This is a genomic window from Thermus hydrothermalis (assembly GCF_022760925.1).
In the GTDB taxonomy this organism is placed as follows: domain Bacteria; phylum Deinococcota; class Deinococci; order Deinococcales; family Thermaceae; genus Thermus; species Thermus hydrothermalis.
The window spans coordinates 13,676-32,822 of record NZ_JAKTNT010000022.1; the positions used below are offsets into that span (position 1 = coordinate 13,676).

At 68.6% G+C, this 19,147-nt stretch carries 20 protein-coding genes and 2 pseudogenes; 11 read left to right on the plus strand and 11 right to left on the minus strand.

Features of this window, described 5'->3' with window-relative positions:
• Positions 1–9: 9 nt before the first annotated feature.
• From L0C60_RS11580 to L0C60_RS11595, 4 genes are all read right to left on the minus strand, one after another.
• Positions 10–1,734 carry an ATP-binding protein gene (locus L0C60_RS11580; protein WP_234508299.1) on the minus strand — a complete coding sequence of 575 codons (1,725 nt, stop codon included), beginning with the start codon at positions 1,732–1,734 and terminating at the stop codon, positions 10–12.
• On the minus strand, positions 1,734–2,612 hold the full coding sequence (locus tag L0C60_RS11585; RefSeq protein WP_234508297.1) for a DNA double-strand break repair nuclease NurA: 879 nt from the start codon (positions 2,610–2,612) through the stop codon (positions 1,734–1,736). The genes L0C60_RS11580 and L0C60_RS11585 overlap by 1 nt, the downstream gene beginning before the upstream one ends.
• A gap of 4 nt (positions 2,613–2,616) precedes the next feature.
• Entirely contained in the window at positions 2,617–4,347 is a 1,731-nt protein-coding gene (locus tag L0C60_RS11590) for an NAD-dependent malic enzyme (protein ID WP_234508295.1), read from the minus strand.
• Positions 4,348–4,422: 75 nt separating this feature from the next.
• Positions 4,423–4,755, minus strand: a complete 333-nt coding sequence (locus tag L0C60_RS11595; RefSeq protein WP_234508294.1) for a metal-sulfur cluster assembly factor — start codon at positions 4,753–4,755, stop codon at positions 4,423–4,425.
• Between the two features lie 180 nt (positions 4,756–4,935).
• Here L0C60_RS11595 and L0C60_RS11600 point away from each other — a divergent pair, with 180 nt between their 5' ends.
• The gene (locus tag L0C60_RS11600; protein ID WP_234508292.1) at positions 4,936–5,631 is read left to right on the plus strand and encodes a TerC family protein; all 696 of its coding nucleotides are present in this window, start codon (positions 4,936–4,938) and stop codon (positions 5,629–5,631) included.
• 1 nt (position 5,632) lies between these two features.
• A complete protein-coding gene (locus L0C60_RS11605) occupies positions 5,633–6,148 on the plus strand; it encodes a DedA family protein (protein ID WP_234508290.1) in 516 nt (171 codons plus the stop codon).
• On the opposite strand, the gene L0C60_RS11610 is transcribed toward L0C60_RS11605, so the two are convergent.
• Both L0C60_RS11610 and L0C60_RS11615 read right to left on the minus strand, forming a co-directional pair.
• Positions 6,145–6,447 carry a P-II family nitrogen regulator gene (locus L0C60_RS11610; RefSeq protein WP_234508288.1) on the minus strand — a complete coding sequence of 101 codons (303 nt, stop codon included), beginning with the start codon at positions 6,445–6,447 and terminating at the stop codon, positions 6,145–6,147. The genes L0C60_RS11605 and L0C60_RS11610 overlap by 4 nt on opposite strands.
• Before the next feature lie 3 nt (positions 6,448–6,450).
• The gene (locus L0C60_RS11615; RefSeq protein WP_234508286.1) at positions 6,451–7,407 is read right to left on the minus strand and encodes a sodium-dependent bicarbonate transport family permease; all 957 of its coding nucleotides are present in this window, start codon (positions 7,405–7,407) and stop codon (positions 6,451–6,453) included.
• 47 nt (positions 7,408–7,454) lie between these two features.
• Between L0C60_RS11615 and purE the strand changes: the two genes are divergently transcribed.
• The 4 genes from purE to L0C60_RS11635 all read left to right on the plus strand — a co-directional run bounded on the left by purE (position 7,455) and on the right by L0C60_RS11635 (position 11,222).
• A complete protein-coding gene (purE, locus tag L0C60_RS11620) occupies positions 7,455–7,949 on the plus strand; it encodes a 5-(carboxyamino)imidazole ribonucleotide mutase (protein WP_234508285.1) in 495 nt (164 codons plus the stop codon).
• Complete coding sequence (locus L0C60_RS11625) at positions 7,946–9,088, plus strand: 5-(carboxyamino)imidazole ribonucleotide synthase (RefSeq protein ID WP_234508282.1); 1,143 nt, start codon at positions 7,946–7,948, stop codon at positions 9,086–9,088. Before purE ends, L0C60_RS11625 begins: the two co-directional genes overlap by 4 nt.
• Positions 9,067–10,197: a phenylacetate--CoA ligase family protein gene (locus L0C60_RS11630; RefSeq protein WP_234508280.1), complete on the plus strand. Its 1,131-nt coding sequence runs from the start codon at positions 9,067–9,069 to the stop codon at positions 10,195–10,197. The genes L0C60_RS11625 and L0C60_RS11630 overlap by 22 nt, the downstream gene beginning before the upstream one ends.
• Positions 10,198–10,301: 104 nt before the next feature.
• Positions 10,302–11,222 (plus strand): carbohydrate kinase family protein, encoded by a 921-nt coding sequence (locus tag L0C60_RS11635; protein WP_234508278.1) that lies wholly within the window; start codon positions 10,302–10,304, stop codon positions 11,220–11,222.
• Here L0C60_RS11635 and hisH read toward each other — a convergent pair.
• Genes hisH through L0C60_RS11650 form a run of 3 tightly spaced genes read right to left on the minus strand, consistent with a single transcriptional unit; the run spans position 11,193 to position 13,409 of the window.
• The gene (hisH, locus tag L0C60_RS11640) at positions 11,193–11,789 is read right to left on the minus strand and encodes an imidazole glycerol phosphate synthase subunit HisH (RefSeq protein ID WP_234508277.1); all 597 of its coding nucleotides are present in this window, start codon (positions 11,787–11,789) and stop codon (positions 11,193–11,195) included. The genes L0C60_RS11635 and hisH overlap by 30 nt on opposite strands.
• A complete protein-coding gene (gene hisB, locus L0C60_RS11645; protein ID WP_234508275.1) occupies positions 11,789–12,373 on the minus strand; it encodes an imidazoleglycerol-phosphate dehydratase HisB in 585 nt (194 codons plus the stop codon). The genes hisH and hisB overlap by 1 nt, the downstream gene beginning before the upstream one ends.
• Positions 12,366–13,409 (minus strand): pyridoxal phosphate-dependent aminotransferase, encoded by a 1,044-nt coding sequence (locus tag L0C60_RS11650; protein WP_234508273.1) that lies wholly within the window; start codon positions 13,407–13,409, stop codon positions 12,366–12,368. The genes hisB and L0C60_RS11650 overlap by 8 nt, the downstream gene beginning before the upstream one ends.
• Positions 13,410–13,437: 28 nt before the next feature.
• Here L0C60_RS11650 and L0C60_RS11655 point away from each other — a divergent pair.
• Together L0C60_RS11655 and L0C60_RS11660 are read left to right on the plus strand one after the other, a co-directional pair.
• Positions 13,438–13,782 (plus strand): annotated as a pseudogene (locus tag L0C60_RS11655) (HEPN domain-containing protein).
• Positions 13,736–14,096: pseudogene (locus L0C60_RS11660) on the plus strand (nucleotidyltransferase domain-containing protein). Before L0C60_RS11655 ends, L0C60_RS11660 begins: the two co-directional pseudogenes overlap by 47 nt.
• Here the strand turns inward: L0C60_RS11660 and L0C60_RS11665 are convergent.
• Complete coding sequence (locus L0C60_RS11665) at positions 14,093–14,710, minus strand: nitroreductase family protein (protein ID WP_234508271.1); 618 nt, start codon at positions 14,708–14,710, stop codon at positions 14,093–14,095. The pseudogene L0C60_RS11660 and the gene L0C60_RS11665 sit on opposite strands and share 4 nt — an antisense overlap.
• Positions 14,711–14,763: 53 nt before the next feature.
• A complete protein-coding gene (locus tag L0C60_RS11670) occupies positions 14,764–15,702 on the minus strand; it encodes a thiamine-phosphate kinase (protein ID WP_234508270.1) in 939 nt (312 codons plus the stop codon).
• 27 nt (positions 15,703–15,729) lie between these two features.
• On the opposite strand from L0C60_RS11670, the gene L0C60_RS11675 reads away from it, so the two are divergent.
• Genes L0C60_RS11675 through L0C60_RS11685 form a run of 3 tightly spaced genes read left to right on the plus strand, consistent with a single transcriptional unit; the run spans position 15,730 to position 19,046 of the window.
• Positions 15,730–16,443: a 2-phosphosulfolactate phosphatase gene (locus tag L0C60_RS11675; protein WP_243092824.1), complete on the plus strand. Its 714-nt coding sequence runs from the start codon at positions 15,730–15,732 to the stop codon at positions 16,441–16,443.
• Positions 16,431–17,135 carry a WecB/TagA/CpsF family glycosyltransferase gene (locus tag L0C60_RS11680; protein ID WP_234508266.1) on the plus strand — a complete coding sequence of 235 codons (705 nt, stop codon included), beginning with the start codon at positions 16,431–16,433 and terminating at the stop codon, positions 17,133–17,135. Before L0C60_RS11675 ends, L0C60_RS11680 begins: the two co-directional genes overlap by 13 nt.
• 9 nt (positions 17,136–17,144) lie before the next feature.
• Positions 17,145–19,046: a tetratricopeptide repeat protein gene (locus tag L0C60_RS11685; protein WP_234508264.1), complete on the plus strand. Its 1,902-nt coding sequence runs from the start codon at positions 17,145–17,147 to the stop codon at positions 19,044–19,046.
• The last annotated feature ends 101 nt before the right edge of the window (positions 19,047–19,147 follow it).

Genomic DNA, 19,147 nt, shown 5'->3' on the forward strand with positions numbered 1-19,147 from the left:
ATGCTACCCCTAAAAGAGCTCGCGCCTCAGGGCCTCGGCGGAGTTGTCCTCCAAGACCTCCTCCCGCTTGGTGGCCCAGGCGGGGAAGGGGAAGCGCACCAAAAGGGGCACGGGGATCTCCGGCTGGTGGAGGATCACCCACCCCTGGGGCAGGATGAGGGCCCGTTGGCGGAAGGTGGTGGGGAGGTAGCGGTACTCGGGGCGCTCCGCCTCGGCGGCGTCCAGGCGGCCCACCACCCTTATGGCGGCGTTCCCCACCACCCGGCGCTCCACCTCGCTCGCCGTCTGCTCCGCCCCGATGAGGATGACGCCCAAGGAGCGGCCCCTTTCCGCGATGTCCAAAAGCACGTCCTTGATGGGGCCCTCCTCGTCCCGGGGGGCGTACTTGTTGAGCTCGTCCAAGACGATGAAGACCCGGCCCCGGTACTGCCCCCGCTCCTTGCGCTCAAAGACGTCCTTGAGGAGGCTTCCCACCACGAACATCTGCGCCTGGGGGGAGAGCTTGGCCAGGTCCACCACGTGGACCTGCTCGCCCTTCAGGGGGTCTGGGGGGTTTCCGGGGCGGTCGCCCCGGATGAGGTGGGCCACGTTCTCCACGCTGGCCCTAAGCCGCCTCACGAAGGCCTCGAGGGTGCCCCGGGCCTGCCTTGCGGTCCAGGACCTGTCCCCTTCCCCCTCCCCCGTTTCCGGGCCCAGGAGCTTGTACTCCAGGTAGCGCACCAGGTCGGCGAAGCTCCTTAGGGGCACTTTGCCCAGGGCGTCAAAGGCCTTCGCCTCGGGTAGCTCCTCCCGGGGCCAGTCGTCCACCAGGAGGTGGGGGCCCTTCTGCCCCTCGGCGAGGCGCCGGAGCTTTTCCGTGAGGTGCTGGACCAAAAAGCCCAGGTTGGTCATGAAGCCCCGGTCGGCGAAGAGGAAGGGGAGAAGCCCCCTTTGGCAGAACTGGACCAGGTCGTAGTGGTAGGCCCGCACTCCCTCGAGGCGGGTGTCCACGTCGGGCACGTACCCGTCCTTCTTGGGAGGGGCCAGGAAGGCCACGCTCCTAAAGGGCGTGGGGGGAAGGCCCAGGGCCTCGTACTCCGCCTTGGCCTCCTCCGTGAGGCGGGCGTTGGGCTTGTCCAGGAAGAAGAGGTCCTCCCCCTTCACGTTGAAAAGGAGGACCTTGGCCTGGTGGGCGTCCTCCAAGACCCCGCTTTCCAGGAGGCTCTTGAGGAGGAAGGTGGCGTAGCTGGTCTTGGCCGCCACCCCGCTGATGCCGGAGATGTTCACGTGCCCGCCCTTCACCCCGTTCAGAAACTCCAGGTTCAAATAGGCCACCTCCCCGTTCTTGAGGAGGCCGGCGGGGAGCTTGGTGGTCCCCTTTTGGTTCCGCATGCCCTCGTAGTAGAGGGCGAGCTCCAGGTCCTCCCCCTTCGCCAGGTAGACGGGGGAGCCGGGGTCGGGCGGGAAGAACTCCTCGGGGAGGATGCGGGTCACGCTCACGTGGGCCACGTAGGCCAGGCTCACGGGGATGTGCCCCTCCACCGCCAAGAAGGTGTCCGTATCGTAAGTTTCCCCCTCGTGCACCTTGGCCACGTGGTCCACCATGCCGAAGTAGCGCACCCTGCCCACCTTGGGGTGGAAGCCTTCCACCACCACCAGGTCGTCCAGTCTCAGGAGGCCCTCCCCCTCCACCCCCACCCAGAAGGCCAAGGGGGTGGCCTCCCGGCTACCCAAAACCACGCCCACCCGTTCCATCAACCACCTCCCAAGTACCGAGCCAAAAGCCGGGCCACCACCTCGCGGCTTCCCATCCTACGGCCCAACTCCCTTTCCAAGCCCCCCACGGGGGTGAGGTTCTGGGGCGCCCTGGGGTCCTTCACGGGGTGGGAGGCCAGGGCGGGGAAAAGGCTTAGGGAAAGCGCCGCAAGCCACCCATAGGGGCCATCCAAAGGGGTTTCCAGGCGCAAAAGCCCCGCCTCCGGGGGCCTCACCCCCTCCGGGGGCAGGGGCAGGCGCAGGTACCAGCTTGCAAGCTCCAACCCCTTGCGCCGGATGCGGAAAAGGGGGGTCCTCTCCCCGGGGGCGAGGGCCGCCAAGAGCGCCTCCTTTTCCGGGGGCAGGTAGCGGGCCCAATGGGTCTTGATGTAGCCCAGGATGGGCCCCACCCTCTTGAGGCGCACGGGGCCATCCACCACGAGAAGCCCCCCGGAAAGCTCCTGGGCCACCTCCGCCTCGAGGTTGGCCCTCGCCCGCCGCAAGCCCTCCTGGAGGGCGTAAACCCCTTCCCCCTCCGCCGGGAAAGGCTCGTAGCGGAGTTCCCCTACCCTCAGGGGCTCGGAAAGCCCCACCCCCACCCGGCGCACCCTGGGGGGCAGGAGGCGCATCCTCCCCCCCTCGTAGACCACGGCCCCCGCGGCCACGCACCCCAAAAGGGCAAGCCGCCTTCCCTCCGCCAAAAGCCCCTCCGCCCGCTCCTTGCCGTCCAGGAAGTAAAGGGGCTCGGGCCAAGGGAGGGCCTCCGCCCTCCTCGCCGCCCAGGGCTCCTCCAGGGGCCAGAACCCCTCGGGCTCCGGCCCTTCGGGCAAGAGGTCCTGGGCCTGGGGGAGCTCTAGGGCGTAAAGCCGCCAGGCCATGCCCCTAGATTACCGGGGCGGGGCGGTAGGGGAGGTACTTGGGCTCCCAGAAGCGGCTTTGCACGAAGGCGTAAAGCTCGGGGAAGGAAAGCCCCTGGATGCGCTCTTCCTCCGCCACGCCCTCCTCCAGGGCCTTCCGCATGACCCGGGCGGCCACGTAGGGGGAAACCTCCCTGAGGTGGCGCACCGGGGGGTAAAGGAGGTCGGGGAAGCGCTCTCGGGTGAACTCGTAGAGGGCGTAGGCGGCCTCGAGGACCATCCCGTCCGTCACCTCCCGGGCCCGGGCCAATACCGCCCCCAGGCCGAGCCCAGGGAAGATGAAGGCGTTGTTCCCCTGGCCCACGGGGATGGTCCGGCCCTTGTAGCCCACGGGGGGGAAGGGGCTACCCGCCGCCACCAGGGCCTGCCCTTCCGTCCAGTAGATGAGGTCGTCGGGCAGGGCCTCGCTGGCCGAGGTGGGGTTGGAAAGGGGGAAGATCACGGGCCTAGGGGTGTTTTCCAGCATGGCCCGCACCACGGGCTCGGTGAAGCTTCCCCCCTGGCCCGAAAGGCCGAGGAGCACCGTGGCCCGGGCGTTTTGGATAGTCTCCAAAAGGTTTGGGTACTCGCCGGAAAAACGCCAGTCCCGAAGGCGCTCCCGCTTCTGGGCGAAGGGCCGCTTGTAGGCCTCCATGTTCCGCCCCTCCACCAAAAGCCCCCGGGAGTCCAGGACCAAGACCCGGGCCTTGGCCTCCTCCTCGCTCAGGCCCTCCCGCTTCATCCCCTCCACCAAGGCCCAGGCCACGCCAACCCCCCCGGCCCCCGCCCCGTAGACCACCACCACCTGCTCGGAAAGCCGCTCCCCTTTGAGGCGGCAAGCGGAAAGCACCCCGGCCAGGGCCACGGCCCCCGTGCCCTGGATGTCGTCGTTGAAGGAGGGCACCACCTTGCGGTAGCGCTCCAGCACGGTAAAGGCCGCCTCCTTGGCGAAGTCCTCCCACTGGATGAGGGCCTTGGGGTAGCGCTTGCGCACCGCCTCCACGAAGCGGTCCAGGAACCGGTAGTAGGCCTCGCCCCTCAAGCGCTTGTGCCGCACCCCAAGGTAGAGGGGGTCGTTGAGGAGGTCCTCCCGGTCCGTGCCCACGTCCAACTCCACGGGCAGGGTCTTGTCGGGCCCCACCCCGCCCACGGCGGTGTACAGGGTGAGCTTGCCGATGGCGATGGCCATCCCCCCATACCCCTGGTCCCCGATGCCGAGGATGGCGGAGGAGTCCGTGGCCACGATGAGGCGCACCTCCTCTAGGGGGACATTCGCCAGGGCCTCCTCCACCCGGTCAATGTTTCGGGTGCTCACGGTGAAGCCCCGGGGGTAGCGGTAGATGTGGGAGAACTCCCGCACCGCCTCCCCCACCGTGGGGGTGTAGAGGATGGGGAGCATCTCCTCCAGGTGGTCCACCAAAAGGGCGTAGAAGAGGACCTCGTTGCGGTCTTGGAGGTGGCGGAGGTAGATGTGCTTGTCCAGGGGGGAGGCGATGAGGCGGTAGCGGCGGTAGACCCGTTCCTTCTGCTCCTCCAGGGTGTTCACGTGGGGAGGCAGGAGGCCTTCTAGGCCCAGAGCGCGCCTTTCCTCCTCGGTGAAGGCCGTGCCCTTGTTGAGGAGGGGAAGCCTTAGGAGGAGAAAACCCGTGACGTAAGGCTCCAGGTAACGTTCGCCCTTTTCGTCCCGCTTGACGTCGTAATAGCGGCTAACCGGCATGCCCCTATTTTTCCACCCCAGCCACGGACAATGGCCCCAAAGGGTGGGGAAGCCCCCCGCCCTCGAGGCCCTTCCTCAGACGTTGAAGCCGAACATGCGCATCATCCGCTTCCCCTCCTCCGTCATGCGCGCCGGGGTCCAAGGCGGGGTCCAGACGAACTCCACGTTCACCCCCTGGACCCCAGGTAGGCGCATGACCGCCATCTCCGCATCCGCCTTCACCACGTCCTGGGCGGGGCAGCCGATGGCGGTGAGGGTCATGGTGATGTCCACCATGCCGTTTTCGTGCACCTCCACGTCGTACACGAGGCCTAGGTCCACGATGTTCACCGGGATCTCCGGGTCGTAGACCACCTTGAGGGCCTCGAGGACCTCTTCCTTGGTAGGCAGCTTGGCCTCCGCTTCCATGCCCTTCAGTATACCCGGAAAACCCTATCCCCTTTTCCGGGGTTGTATAATGGCCCCGGTTGGGGAGTAGCCCCAAGCCGGTACCCCGTCAGGACGGGCCTTGGGCCCCGGGGGCCGGGGGCAGGAAGCCCGGGCAAGACCACCGCTCAAGCGGTGGTCTTTTCTTTGTGGAGGTAGGGAATGGAAGCGGGTGTCCTTTCGGTGATCCTCATCCTGGTGGCCCTGGAGGTGATCCTCTCCGCGGACAACGCCCTGATCCTCGGGGTCATCGTGCAGAAGCTTCCCGTGCACCTGAGGCGGAGGGCGCTCTTCTACGGCATCCTGGGCGCCTACGTGCTTAGGGGCCTTGCCCTCCTCTTCGCCGCCCTCGTCATCCAGCTCTGGTGGGTCCAGGTCCTGGGGGCGGCCTACCTCCTCTTTATCGCCCTCAGGCACTTCCTGAAGCCGGAGGAGGCCCACGCCCCGCCCCCTCTAGAGGTGAGCGCCGCCCAGTTCTGGAAGGTGGTGGCCCAGGTGGAGCTCATGGACCTGGCCTTCGCCGTGGACTCGGTCCTGGTGGCCGTGGCCCTTTCCGACAAGCTTTGGGTCATCTACACCGGGGTCTTCCTGGGCATCCTGGCCCTCAGGATGCTGGCAAGCCTGGTGGTCACCCTCCTGGACCGCTACCCCCGCTTCAAGCACCTGGCCTACGTGGTGGTGGGCCTCGCCGGGGTGAAGCTCCTTGTGGGCGGCTGGGACAAGCTCGCCAAGGAGGTCCTCCACCGGCCCGAGCTCGCCCTGGGCCTGGACAAGGAGGCCTTTAGCCTCCTCATCCTGGGGGTCCTCCTCCTGGGAAGCCTTTGGGCCCTGAGAAGGCCCAAGGAGCAAGCCGCCTAGGATGTGGGCCTACCTCGCCCCCGCCTTCGTCCTCTTCCTGGAAGTGGGGTTTCCTTTCGGCCTTTTCGTCCCCGGGGGGGACACCCTGCTCCTGGCCTTGGGGGCTCTGGCGGGGGAGGGGCGGCTTAGCCTCTTCCCCCTTCTCCCCCTTCTCTTCCTGGGAAGCTTCCTGGGGCATGGGGTGGGCTACGCCATCGGCCGGGCCCTGGGCAAGGAGGTGCGCAGGCGGCTACCCGAGGCGCTTCTTGCCCGCGCCGAAAAGGTCTTGATGCGCTTTGGCCCCACGACCCTCCTCCTCGCCCCCTTCCTCCCCGGGGTGCGCACAGCCCTCCCCCTCCTCCTCGGGGCCTTAGGCTTCCCCCTCGCCCTTTACCTGGTTCTTGCCGCCTTGGGAAGCCTCCTTTGGACCCAGGGGCTCGTCCTCTTCGCCTACTTCCTCGGCCAAAGGGTTTCCCCTTGGCTCCTTTGGCCCCTCCTTCTCCTCCTCGCCCTCCTCCCCCTCCTCCGGCGGCGCTAGACGTACTTCTCCCCCCGCACCACGAAGACGTTCTCCACGTAGGCGATCACGGCGTAGTGGGGGAAGTACGCCTCCTGCAGGCGCTCCAAGATCTTCAGGGCCACCTCCTCGGAAACGATGGTTTCCAGGCGGATGTTCTGCCCCTCCCAGTCCACGCTCCGCACCCCCCGGGAGCCCTCCCCCCGGGCGGGGACGATGGTGTAGCCCTTGGCCCCAAGCCGCTTGATCTCCTCCACCAGCTTCTTCTCCAAGAGGCTTTCCGCCACGATGGTCACCAGCTTCAAGGGCACCAGGTTCACGGCTCACCCCCCTATCGCCTTGGCCAGGGCGTGGTAGATGGGTATCCCCAAGACCAGGTTAAAGGGAAAGGTGACGGCCAGGCTCGCCCCCAGGTACAGGCTCGGGTTGGCCTCAGGCAAGGCGATGCGCACCGCCGCCGGGGCGGCGATGTAGCTGCTGCTGGCCGCCATGGCCCCAAGCACCATGGCCCCTCCCGGGGAAAGCCCCACCAGGTGGCCCAAATAGACCCCAAGGGCCCCGTGGAGGAGGGGGAGGAGCGTCCCGTAGAGGACCAGGCGGAAGCCCACCTGCCTCAGGACGGAAAGCCTCGAGGCCGCCACCATCCCCATGTCCAGGAGGAAGAGGGTGAGGGCCCCGTAGAAGGGGTCCACGAAGAAGGGCTTGACCCGCTCCATCCCCCTCTCCCCGGAGAGGGCCCCCACCACGAGCCCCCCAAGGAGGAGGACCACGCTCTTGCCCGTGAGGACCTCCCGCAGGGCCTCGTGCAGGTTCCCCCCTCCCCGCTTGCCCAAAAGGAGGGCCACCACGATCCCCGGCACCTCCAGGAGGGCCACCAGGGTGGGCAAGAACCCCTCGGGCCTTTCCCCCAGGGCCTGGGCGAAGGTGAGGGCGGCGAGGAAGGTCACGGCGGAAACCGAGCCGTAGTGGGCGGCCAAGGCGGAGGCGTCCACCCGGCTTACCCTGAGGGCCCTCCGGGCCAGGAAATAGCCCGTGAGGGGCCGCAAAAGCCCGAGGAGGAGGGTGGCCAAGGCGGGAAGAAGGACGACCAGGAAAGGCGTCTTGGAAAGCTCCACCCCGCCCTTAAAGCCGATGGCGAAGAGGAGGTAGATGGATAGCGCCGTGTACAGGGCCTCGGGGAAGGCCAGGTCGCTTTTCAAAAGCCTCGCCGCCACCCCCAGGAAGAAGGCCAGGACCATGGGGGAGAGGAGGTTGAGCCGCAGGATCTCTAGGGCGTCCATACCTCCAAGCTTTACTGCGGGAAGAAGGGCTTTTACAATCCGGTACGATGGCGCCTTTGGTAGGTCTCATCATGGGCTCCCGCTCGGACTGGGAAACCCTGCGCCACGCCGCGGAAACCCTGGACGCCTTGGGCGTCCCCTACGAGGTGCGGGTGGTTTCCGCCCACCGCACCCCTGACCTCATGGCCGCCTACGCCAAAAGCGCCGAGGAACGGGGCATCCAGGTGATCATCGCCGGGGCGGGGGGGGCGGCCCACCTCCCGGGCATGACCGCCGCCCACACCCCTTTGCCCGTCTTAGGGGTCCCCGTGGAAAGCCAGGCCCTCAAGGGGCTAGACTCGCTCCTTTCCATCGTGCAGATGCCCGCCGGCGTCCCCGTGGGCACCCTGGCCATCGGGAAAGCAGGGGCGGTGAACGCCGCCCTCCTCGCCGCCAGCATTATCGGCCTCAAGCACCCCGAGGTGATGGAGCGCCTCAAGGCCTACCGCAAGGCGCAGACGGAGGCCGTCCTGGCCCACCCCGACCCCCGGGAGGAAGCGTGAGGGTGGGCATCCTGGGCGGGGGGCAGCTTGGGCGGATGCTGGCCCTGGCGGGCTACCCCTTGGGGCTTTCCTTCCGCTTCCTGGACCCTTCCCCCGAGGCCTGCGCCGGGCAGGTGGGGGAGCTTTGCGTGGGGGCGTTCGCCGACCTCGAGGCCCTCTCCCGCTTCGCCCAGGGCCTAGACCTCGTCACCTACGAGTTTGAGAACGTCCCGGTGGAGGCGGCCAAGCGCCTCGCCGAAAGCCTTCCCGTCTTCCCCCCTCCCAAGGCCCTGGAGGTGGCCCAGGACCGGCTCGCCGAGAAGGCCTTCATGGCCGCCCTAGGGGTCCCCACCCCCCCTTTCCGCCCCGTGGACGGGGAAGGGGACCTGAGGGCGGCCCTGGAAGCGGTGGGCCTTCCCGCCCTCCTCAAGACCCGCCGCGGGGGCTACGACGGCAAGGGGCAGGCCCTGGTGCGGACGGAAGGCGAGGCCCTGAGCGCCCTTAAGGCCCTCGGGGGCCAGGGCCTCATCCTCGAGGGCTTCGTCCCCTTTGACCGGGAGGTTTCCCTCCTCGCCGTGCGGGGGCGGGACGGGGCCCTGGCCTTCTATCCCCTGGTGGAAAACCACCACCAAGGGGGGATCCTCCGCCTCTCCCTCGCCCCCGCCCCCGGGCTTACGGAAGCCCTGCAGAGGAAGGCGGAGGCCTACGCCAGGGAAGCCCTCCTGGCCCTGGACTACGTGGGCGTCCTGGCCCTGGAGCTTTTCCAGGTGGGGGAGGAACTCCTCTTCAACGAGATGGCTCCCCGGGTCCACAACTCCGGCCACTGGACCCTGGAGGGGGCGGAGACGAGCCAGTTTGAAAACCACCTGAGGGCCATCCTGGGCCTCCCCTTGGGGAGCACCGCCCCTAGGGGATTTAGCGCCATGGCGAACCTCATCGGCCTCAAGCCGGACTTCGCCCAGGCCCTGGCCCTGGAGGGCGCCCACCTCCACTGGTACGGCAAGGGGGTGCGCCCCGGGCGCAAGGTGGGCCACATCACCCTGAGGCGGGACACCTGGGAGGCGCTCCAAGGGGACCTGCCCCGGCTCCTCGCCCTGGCGGGAAGCCCCGGTATAATCGGGGGCAAAGGAGGCCAGGTATGGACCGGACCCAGCGCCTAAGGGAGGTTATCCGCGCGGCCAAGGCCCACCCCGTCTACCGGGAAAAGCTCAAGGACGTGGACCCGGAGGAGGTGTCCCCCGAGACCCTCTCCGCCCTGCCCCTCACCACCCGGGAGGAGTGGGTGGCCTACCTCAAGGAACACCCCACCCCCCCGGAAGGAGCGAGGCTCATGCACCTCACCCCAAGCCCCCTCATGGGCTGGATGCCGGAGTACCTCTCCGAGGAGGACCTCCGCTACCAGGCGGAGGCCTTGGCCCGCCACTACCGGCGGCTGGGCCTTGTGGGAAAGCGGGTCCTCGTGGCCTTCAGCTACCACGTCTTCGCCGGGGGGTGGCTCTTCCACGAGGCCTTGGTCCTGGCGGGGAACCTGGTCTTCCCCCACGGGCCCGGGGAGGCGGGGCGCATCGCCGAGCTGAGCCCCCAGTTTGACGTGCTGGTTACCAACCCTTCCTTCGCCCTTAAGGTGGCCCAGGCGGGGGGGCGGTTTGGCCTCCTTCTGGCGGGCGGGGAGCCCTTCACCTCGGTGCCCGGCTTCCGGGAAAAGGTGGAAGCCCTCCTGGGTGGGGTGGCCCTGGACGCCTACGGCACCAGCGAGCTCGGCATCGTGGCCGGGGAGAACCTGGCCAAGGACGGGCTTTGGGAGATCCCCGAGATGGCCGTCCTGGAGGTGCTAGACCCGGAAACCCTAAGGCCCGTGGCGCCCGGGGAAAAGGGGGAGCTCGTGGTCACCGCCCTAAGCCGCACCCTCATGCCCATGGTGCGCTTCCGCACCGGGGACCTGGCCATGGCCGAGCGCCGGGAAGGGCTTACCGTCCTCCCCCGTGGGGTCTTCGGCCGCACGGACCAGATGGTGAAGGTGAAGGGGGTAAAGCTCTACCCCACGGAGCTCGCCCCCCTCCTAGCGGGCTTCGGCCTGGACCCCAAGGGCTTCCAGGTGGTGGTGGAAAGGAAGCTGGAGGGCACGGACAAGCTGGTGCTCCGCCTGAAGGCGGACAAGGTGCCTCCTGGGCTTTACGAGGCCATCCAGAAGGCCACGGGGCTCAGGCTGGACGAGGTGGAACTCGTAAGCGAGCTGGAAGGGGGCCTCGTGGTGGACCGCCGCTTCTAGCTCGTTAATCTCTTCTCATAACCCCAGGGGTATACTTCCCCCAAAGCAACGGGGCCCTTGCGGTATAGTGAGGGCAAACCCTGTGCCTTGCGGAAGGAGGCGAGATGCGGTTTTTCGTGCTGGGGGATGTTTCCGTGGACCTGCTCTTTTTCGTGGAGCGCATACCGGAACCTGGGGAAGAGGTGCCCTCGAGGCGGGCCCTGATGAAGCCGGGGGGTGCAGGGGGCACCCTGGCGGCCCAGCTGGCGAGCCTCGGCCACCGGGTCCTGCTGGCCGGGCGGGTGGGCCAGGACCCCTTCGCCGAGCTCGCCCTTAGCCGGGTGCGGGAGGTGGGGGTGGACCTGAAGTACCTTCAGGAAGACCCCAACCACACCACGAGCTCCGTCCTCATCCTGGTGGTGCCCGGCGGGGAGCGGGCCATGGTGAGCGCGGAAGGGGCGAGCCGCTACCTGGATCCCGCCCTCTTCAAACCCCGCTACCTGGACGCCGTGGACGCCGTGGTCCTCTCCGCCTACGCCCTGGTGGGGGGGCCCACCCGGAGCTACGCCGTGGAGGTCCTCGAGGCGGCGAGGAAGCGGGAGCTTCCCGTCTTCGCCGACCTGGGCACGGGGGCGGTGCGGGCGGCGGGGGCGGAGCTTCTGAAGTACCTGCGGGGCGTGGCCTGGCTCCTTATGAACCAGACCGAACTCCTCGCCCTCACCGGCGCCTCCTCCCTCTCCGAAGGGGTGGCCCGGCTCCGGGCCGAGGGGTTTTCCCACCTGGCCATCAAGGTGGGGGCCATGGGCTCCATCGTGGTGACCCCGGAAGGGGAAGAGCTTCTAGAGCCCTTCCCCATTGAGGACATCGTGGACTCCACGGGGGCCGGGGACGCCTACACCGCCGCCTTCGCCCACGCCATCCTGGAAGGGAGAAGCCCGGTGGAGGCGGGAAGGCTCGCCAACCTGGCGGGGGCCTTGGCGGCCACGGGGCTTGGGGCCCAGGGCCGCCTCATCACCCTAGAGGACCTCAAAGTAGCGGCGGGCTAGCGCCAAAAAGGCCAGGCCCGCCCGGCCGCTCTTCTCCGGGTGGAACTGGGGGGCGAGGAGGTTGTCCTGGGCCAAAAGGGCGGTGAAGGGGGTCCCCTCGTACTCCCCCACCCCGAGGGCGTACGGGGTGAGGGGGCCATAGTAGGAGTTGGCGAAGTAGAAGTGGCGGCCCGTGAGGCTGGCAAAAAACCCTCGGAACTCCAGGGCGTTCCAGCCCATCTGGGGAATCCGTCCCCGGGGAAAGCGGCGCACGAGCCCCGGCACCCGCCCAAGCCCCTTCACCCCGGGGGCCTCCTCGCTCCCCTCGTAGAGGACCTGCATCCCCACGCAGATGCCCAGGAAAGGAAGCCCCTTTTCCAGGTGGGCCAGGACCCTTTCCAGGAAGCCGCTTCGGGCAAAGGCCTCCATCACCTGGCCGAAGTGGCCTTGGCCCGGGAGGACCAGAAGGTCCGCCTCCGGAAGGGCTTTGGGGTCAGCGGAGACCGCCACGGCGAAGCCCGAGGCCTCGAGGGCCTTGGCGGCGCTCCGGAGGTTCCCCGAGCCGTAGTCCATGAGGAGGGCCCGCACTAAAGCACCCCCTTGGTGCTGGGAAGCCCCTCCCCCGTGAGGCGGGTGGCCTTGTGAAGGGCCCGGGCCAAGGCCTTAAAGCTCGCCTCCAGCACGTGGTGGGCTTCCCGCCCCGCCAAAAGCCTCAGGTGGAGGGTGAGCCGCCCGTGGTTCACAAGCCCCCGCAGAAACTCCCGCAGGTGGTAGGGGTTCACCCCGCCCGCCTCCCCCACCACGGGCCACGCCTCGGGCCGGTACGCCAGGTGGGGGCGGCCCGAAAGGTCCACCACGCAGAGGACCAGGGTTTCGTCCATGGGGGCGAAGGCCTCCCCGTAGCGCTCTATACCCCTCCCCTCCCCCAAGGCCTCCTTCAGGGCCATGCCCAGGGTGATGCCCACGTCCTCCACCAGGTGGTGCACGTCCACCTCGAGGTCCCCCTTGGCCTCCACCTCCAGGAGGAAGCGCCCATGCCGCTGGAGCTGGAGGAGCATGTGGTCCAGAAAAGGGAGCCCCGTGGCCACCTTGCCCCCCACGGGGCCATCCAGGCCCAAGCGGAGGCGGACCCAGGTTTCCGCCGTGGCCCTCTCCACCAAGGCCTCACGCATACACCCCTCCAAAGGCCGCCCGCAAGAAGGCGTCCATCTCCTCCTTCCGCCCCACGGTGACCCGGATGCACCCCGCCAGGCCCGGATAATGGTCCTGCCGCCGCACCAAAACCCCTTGGGCGAGGAGGTGGCGGAAGGCCGCCTCGGCGTCCGGGGTCCGCACCAGGAGGAAGTTGGCGTGGCTCGGGTAGGGGTGCCAGGTGGGGTGGGCCTTTAGGGCAGCGTGGACCCGCTCCCTTTCCCGCACCACCTCCGCCACCACCTCCCCCACGTAGCCCGGGTTCTCCAAGACCACTTCCAGGACCGCCCCGGTGTGGGCGGGGAGGACGAAGGGAGGCAGGATCTCCCGCACCACCCCCGCCACCCGGGGGTGGGCCAGGAGGTACCCCGCCCGGACCCCCCCCAAGGAGAAGGCCTTGGAGAAGGTGCGGAGGAAAGCCACGTGGGGGTTATCCCTTCCCAAGGGGCTAAAGTCCGTGCCGGCGAACTCCCGGTAGGCCTCGTCCACCACGAGAAGCCCCCCCACAGCCCTCGCCCTTTCCGCCAAAGCCGCCACCGCCTCCCCGGGGAAAAGCGCCCCCGTGGGGGCGTGGGGGTTGGGGAGGAAGAAGACCCCGCCCCGAAAGGCGGCGAGAAGCTCCTCCAAGGGCAAGGAAAAACCCTCCCCCAAGGGCACCGCCCGGTAGGGGGTGCCCGCCACCCGGGCGGCGTGGGCGTAATGGGGGAAGGAAGGGGAAAGGTCCAAGACCTCCTCCGCCGCCAGGCTCAGGGCCAGGATGAGGAGGTTGGACCCGGGCGCAAGGACAATTCCCTCCTCCGGCCAGTCCAAGAGGGCGGCGAGCCGCCTTCTCAGGGTTTCGGCGTGGATCTCCGGGTAGCGGTTCCACGCTAGTCCCCTAAGCCGCTTAAGGGCCTCCTCCTTCAGGGCCTCGGGCAGGTCAAAGGGGCTTTCGTTTTGGTCCAGCTTTACCGGGGCCTCCTCCTTCTTGTAGGGGTAGGGGGTAAGGTCCCGGAGGTGCGCCTTGAAGGCCCGCATGCCCCGAGTATAGCGGTAGACTGGGGGCATGAACCGGGCCAAGGACTGGCTTCTCCAGGCGGGAAGGCACGAGTGGGCCTGCTTCGCTGCCCAGCAGTCTGCGAAAAAAGCCGTCAAGGCCCTGCACCTTCACCTGGGCCAGGAGGCTTGGGGGCACCTCATCGCCCGCCTTCTGCGGGAACTTCCCATCAAGGTTCCCGAAGAACCGGTGGAATGGTTCCGGTATCTGGACAACCTCTACATTCCCACCCGCTACCCCGATGCCTTCCCCGAAGGCCCATCGGCGGAGCACTAGGGCCCCCTACAAAGCGAGGAGGCGCTAAACCATGCCCGTGCGGTCCTGGCGTTCGTCCGTGCCCAGATGGCCCAATAGGGAGGAGGTGGAGGAGGCCCTCAGGGCCTGGATGGCCCGCCACCCCATCCCAGGCCTCCTGGCCCTAGGGTATTTCGGCTCCTACGCCAGGGGGCGATTACGGGGTGAGGAACGACCTGGACCTCGTTTTGGTGGTGGAGGAAAGCGGCCTTCCCCCCTACCGCAGGACCGCCACCCTGCCCCTGGAAGAGCTACCCGTCCCCACGGAAGCCCTGGTCTACACCCTGGCGGAGTGGCAGGCCCTTCCAAAACAAAGCCCCCGCTTCGCCCAAGCCCTCCGGAAGGAAACCCGCTGGCTCCTCCCTCCCCCCTAGCGCCAGGCCACCACCCGCTCCAAGGGCAGGCGGTGGGAAGGGTAGCCCTCCTCGGCGGGATAGCCCAAGGGGACCAGGGCGGGGATGGCCACGTGGGCGGGAAGGCCCAGGAGGGTCTTCACCCTTTCCGGGTCAAAGCCCAGCATGGGCACGCTCCCAAGCCCATGGGCCTCGAGGAGGAGGAGCAGGTACCCCAAAAGGATGTAGCTTTGCCCCGCCGCCCAAGCCGCCCGCTCCTTGGGATCCATCCCCGCAAAGGCGCTTTGGATGGCCCGCTTCTGCGCCTCCCGCCTTTCCCCTTGGACCCCCGGGTGGATGGCCTCGTCCAGGCGGGCCAGGGCGTCCTCGAGGTCGGCATAGAGGACCAGGACCACGGGGGCCTCCTCCACCTGGGCCTGGCCGAAGGCCGCCTCCCTAAGGGCCTTCTTGGTGGCGGCATCCCGCACCACCAGGAGGCGCCAAGGCTGCAGGTTCCAAGCGGAGGGGGCCCGGAGGGCCGCCTCGAGGATTTCCTTAAGAAGCCCCTCGGGCACGGGGTCCGGCCTGTAGCGGCGAACGGAGCGGCGCCTTAGAGCAGCGGTCTTGGCGTCCAGAACGGGTAGCGTGGCCTCCATACCCCGGGGATGGTACCGGAGGCCCTTCGGTACGTTTGTGAACAAGGGCGCAATTAGGGGCGGAAGTGGTCGTACCCCCTCCGGGGCACGGCCTGCCCCCGGAAATAGACCCCCTCCCCCTCGGCGAGGCGCCCGGCCCTAAAAAGGGGAAGCCCCACCTCCCTCGCCTTCGCCTCCACCAACTCCCCCTTCTCCGGGGGCACCACCAGGACCGCCTCAAACTCCTCCCCCCCAAAGAGCACGAAAGCCAAGGCCCTTTCCTCGCTTCCGGCAAAGGCCAAGACATCGGGGTAGAGGGGAAGGGCTTCTAGCTCCACCCGCACCCCGAGTTCGGAAAGCTGCCAAAGGGTTTCCGCCAGGCCGTCGGAGGAGTCCAGGCTCCCCCGGAGAAGCCCCTCCAAGGCCAAGAGGCCGAGCCGGGGCAAGGGGTAGTGGGCGGCCTCCCGGATGGCGGGAAAGGGGGTGAGGTCTAGTCCCTGGTAGTGGGCGAAGATGGCCGCCCCAAGCCGTCCCCAGCGGTCCCCGGCGAGGTAAAGGAAATCCCCCGGCAGGGCCCGGCGGGGAAGGGGGCTTCTCGCCTCGGCAAACCCCGCCACCACCAAGGCCGCCTCCCCGGCGTTGGTGTCCCCGCCCAGAAGGGGCGCCCCAAGCCGGCTTGCCGCCTCCGCCGCCCCCTGCACCAGGCCAAAGGCCAGCGTTTCCTCCGCCTCCGGGGGAAGGAAAAGCCCCAGGGCAAACCCCAAGGGCCGGCCCATCTTGGAAAGGAGGTCCGAAGCGGTGGCCGCCACCCCCCGGAAGCCCACCTCAAAGGGCCCCATGCCCCTTAGGGCCACCTCCTGGTAGCGGAAGCCATCCACCTTGAGGAGGAGGGCCTTTTCCCCCACCCACACCCCCCCGGCGTCGTCCCCCGGGGGCAGGGGAGCCCCTTGGGGATAGCCCAAAGGGGCGAGCTTCTTTAGAAGGGCCCTTTCGCCCAAGTCTTTAAGCCGCATAAACCCAGGCTAGGGTATCATGGCGGGGTGTGCCGGGTTGACCTGTGCCTGAGGCCGGCCCCTGGCCCCCTAATCCTGGCGGAGGTCCTGCCTGCGGGTAGCGTCCTCACCCGCCTCCTGGCCCTGGGGGCGAAAGGGGTCTGGGTGGCCCCGGGGCCCAAGGTGGCCCGCCTCCTGGCGGAAAGCTTGGGCAAGGACACCCTCCTCTTGGGCGAGGTGGAGGGCTTTCCCCCCGAAGGGTTCCACGGGCGGCTTTCCCTTTTGGACCTGGAAAGGACGGAGGTGAAGGGCAAGGAGGCCATCCTGGTGGCTCCCCTCCTCAACGGGAGCGTGCTCCCCGAGGAAAAAGAGGTGTACCTGGCAAGCCTCCGCAACGCCAAGGCGGTGGTGGACCTCGCCCGAACCCTAAAAACCCCCACCCTCCGCCCCTCCGGGGCCCCCGAGCCCCTCCTCTCGGCGGTGGTGGCCCTGGGGTTCTTGCAAAAGCGCGTCCTCCCCGAGGCCCAAAGCCTCGCCACGGCCCTCCTCAGGGCCTTCCCCGACCCTCAGGAGGCCCTTTTCCAAAGCCCGGAAGGCCAGGCCCTCCACAAGGAGGGGCGCACGGAGGAGCTGGCCTGGGCCAGCCTCATTGGGGTGGACCCAGTGGTGCCGAGGCTCACCGAGGTCCGCTTTTTCCCCAAGGAAACCTACGGCCTAAGCCAAGACCGCTACGCCCAGAGGTACGGGGCATGGAGCGGCTAACCCTCCTCGGCCTCCCCCTGGACCCCGTGGACATGGAGGAGGCCCTAAGGCGCATCGGGGGCTTCCTGGAGGAGGCCAAAACCCACCAGGTGGTGACCCTAAACCCCGAGATCGCCGTCCGGGCAAGGGAGGACAAGGCGCTAAGGCGGGCGGTCCTCGAGGCCGACCTCATCACCCCCGATGGGGTGGGCATCCTCTGGGCAGTCAGGCGGCTTCATGGGGTGCGCCTCCCCGAGCGGGTCACGGGGGTGGACCTGACCTTGGCCCTCTTCCGCCGCTTCCCGGGGCTTAGGGCCTACCTACTCGGGGGCAGGCCCGGGGTGGCGGAAAGGGCGGCGAGGGAGGCCGAGCGGCTTGGGGCCAAGGTGGTGGGCTTCCACCACGGCTATTTCCGGGAGGAAGCCCAGGTGGTGGAGGAAATCCAACGAGTAGCCCCCGACCTCCTCCTCGTGGGCATGGGGGAAAGGCAGGAGGCCTTCATCCACCGGCACAAGGCCCACCTGGGGGCCCGGGTGGCCATGGGGGTGGGGGGGACCCTGGACGTCCTGGCGGGGGAGGCCAAGCGCCCCCCCCTTTGGGCGCAACGCCTGGGCCTGGAGTGGCTTTTAAGGGTGGGCCTGGACCCCAAGCGCTGGCGGCGGGCCCCGAGGCTTCTCCGCTTCGCTTACCTTGTTCTCAAGGAAGGGCGCTAGAATGCTTCCATGCGGCGGCTTCTTGCGCTTTGGTTCCTTTTCGGGCTCGCCCTGGCCCAAGGCCTCGTCCTCCCCTTTGAGGGGCCCAGGGGCTACGCCCTGGCCCAGGCCTTCGCCCAGGGCCTGAACGCGCCTCCCCCCACCCTCCTCGCCCTCCTCCTCCCCGACCTCCCCTGGCGGGCAAGCTATGAGCTTGCGGGGGGGCTTTACACCCGGGCTGGGGCCCGGCTCGCCCTCTCGGCCACGGGGGCCGAGTGGGTGCTCCTCGGCCGGGAAGAGGAAAGGGGCCTGAGGCTCATCCTCGCCACCCCTGCCGGGGCCAAGGAGGGGCTTTTCCCAAGCGCCGAACTCGCCTGGCTCTGGCTCCAGGGCCAGGGCCTCGCCCCCTGGTACGCCCCCCTGCCCCCGCCTTCCCTCCCGGAAGAGCGCCTGAGGGCCCTGGCGGAAGGCGAGGACCCTGACCCCTTGCACCAGTCCGCCCTGGACCTCAAGGCAGGCCGGGGGGCGGGGCTTTTGGAGGGGGTTTTGCCCAAGCGGCTTCTCCTCCTCTGGCAGGGCACGCTTCCCCCCGCCTACGAGGCCTTCCGCCTCCTGGCCGAGGGCAAGCGGGAAGAGGCCCTAAAGCGGGCCGAGGCGCTGGCGAAGGGGGACATCCTGGAAAGGACCGCCGCCCACCTCCTCTACCGGGCCCTGGAGGACGAACGCTGGAAGGAAAGCGCAAGAAACCTCGCCCAGGCCTTTCCCGAGCTCCCCTTGGCCTGGGAGGAGGTGAGCTTCGCCGCCTTCGCCGAGGGCAAGGGGGAAGAGGCCCGGGATGCCCTCCTCCGGGCTCTAAAGCTTAGGCCGGACTACTGGCTTTACTGGACCAACCTGGGCTGGGCCTATTACCTCACGGGGGACCTCCCCCGGGCCATCCTGGCCTCGGAAAGGGCCAATGGGCTTAACCCCAACGCCACCGCCTACTACAACCTGGGGCTCTTCCGGGCCATCCACGGGGACTTCCTGGGGGCCAAGGCCGCCTATGACCGGGCCCTCAGGCTGGACGAGGGGGAGGACTTCCTCGAGGCCCTAAAGGACCTAGAGGAGCGCCAGGAACCCCTCGCCCTCTACTTCCGCGCCTACCTGGCGGAGCGGGTGGGGCTGGACGCCAAGCCCCTCTACCAGGCCTTCCTCGCCCAGCACCCCAAGCACCCCCTCGTCCCCTCGGCCAAGCGGGCCCTCGCCCGGCTTCAGAAAAGCGGGGTGGGCCTACAGGTCCTCAAGCTCACCCTCATCCCGGGGGACGTGGACGCCCGGCCCTTCCGTGCCGGGGAGGCGGTCTTCCCCGAGGTGCGCCTCACGGGTAGCCCCTACCTCCAGCGGGAGGGCCTGGAAACCCGCCTCTACCGGGAAGGCGCGCTCCTCCAAGGGGAAAAGAAGGACCTGGGCTTCCCTCCCCTTACCACCGCCCTGGTGGAGGTGGCCCCCGCCGTAACCCCGCCCGAGCCCGGGCGGTACACCCTGGAGGTCCGCTACGGGGAGGCCGCCGCCCTCCTCCCCCTGGAGGTGGGTCCGCCGAGCCTCGCCCGCAGGCTCTACGCCCTGGGCCTGGAGGTGCGGGACCTCTCGGGCCAACCCCTCCTGAGCCCCAAGGAGGCCCTGGGGGAAAAGGGGGAGGAGCTTCTCTTGGAAAGGACCCTCGAGGCCCTCAGGGAAGCCGCTCCCCTGGCCACCGGAAGCCGCCTCACCACCCCCCTGAAGGCGGGCCCCTATGCGGGGAAAAGCGTCCAGGAAGCGCTCCGAGACCCCGGGCTTGCGGGGGTGCGGGCCTTCTTTGAGGCGGTGGTGGAAAATCCCGAACTCCTGGCAGAGAACGACGTGGTGAATGCCTTTGTGAACTGGCTTCTCGGCTCCTCGGAGCCCAATCCCTAAACCGAAAGGCCAACCCCCGGGGCTTCCCGGGGGTTTGGACTCAGCCGATGGTGGAGCCGACGGGACTCGAACCCGTGACCTCCTGAGTGCGATCCGCACGA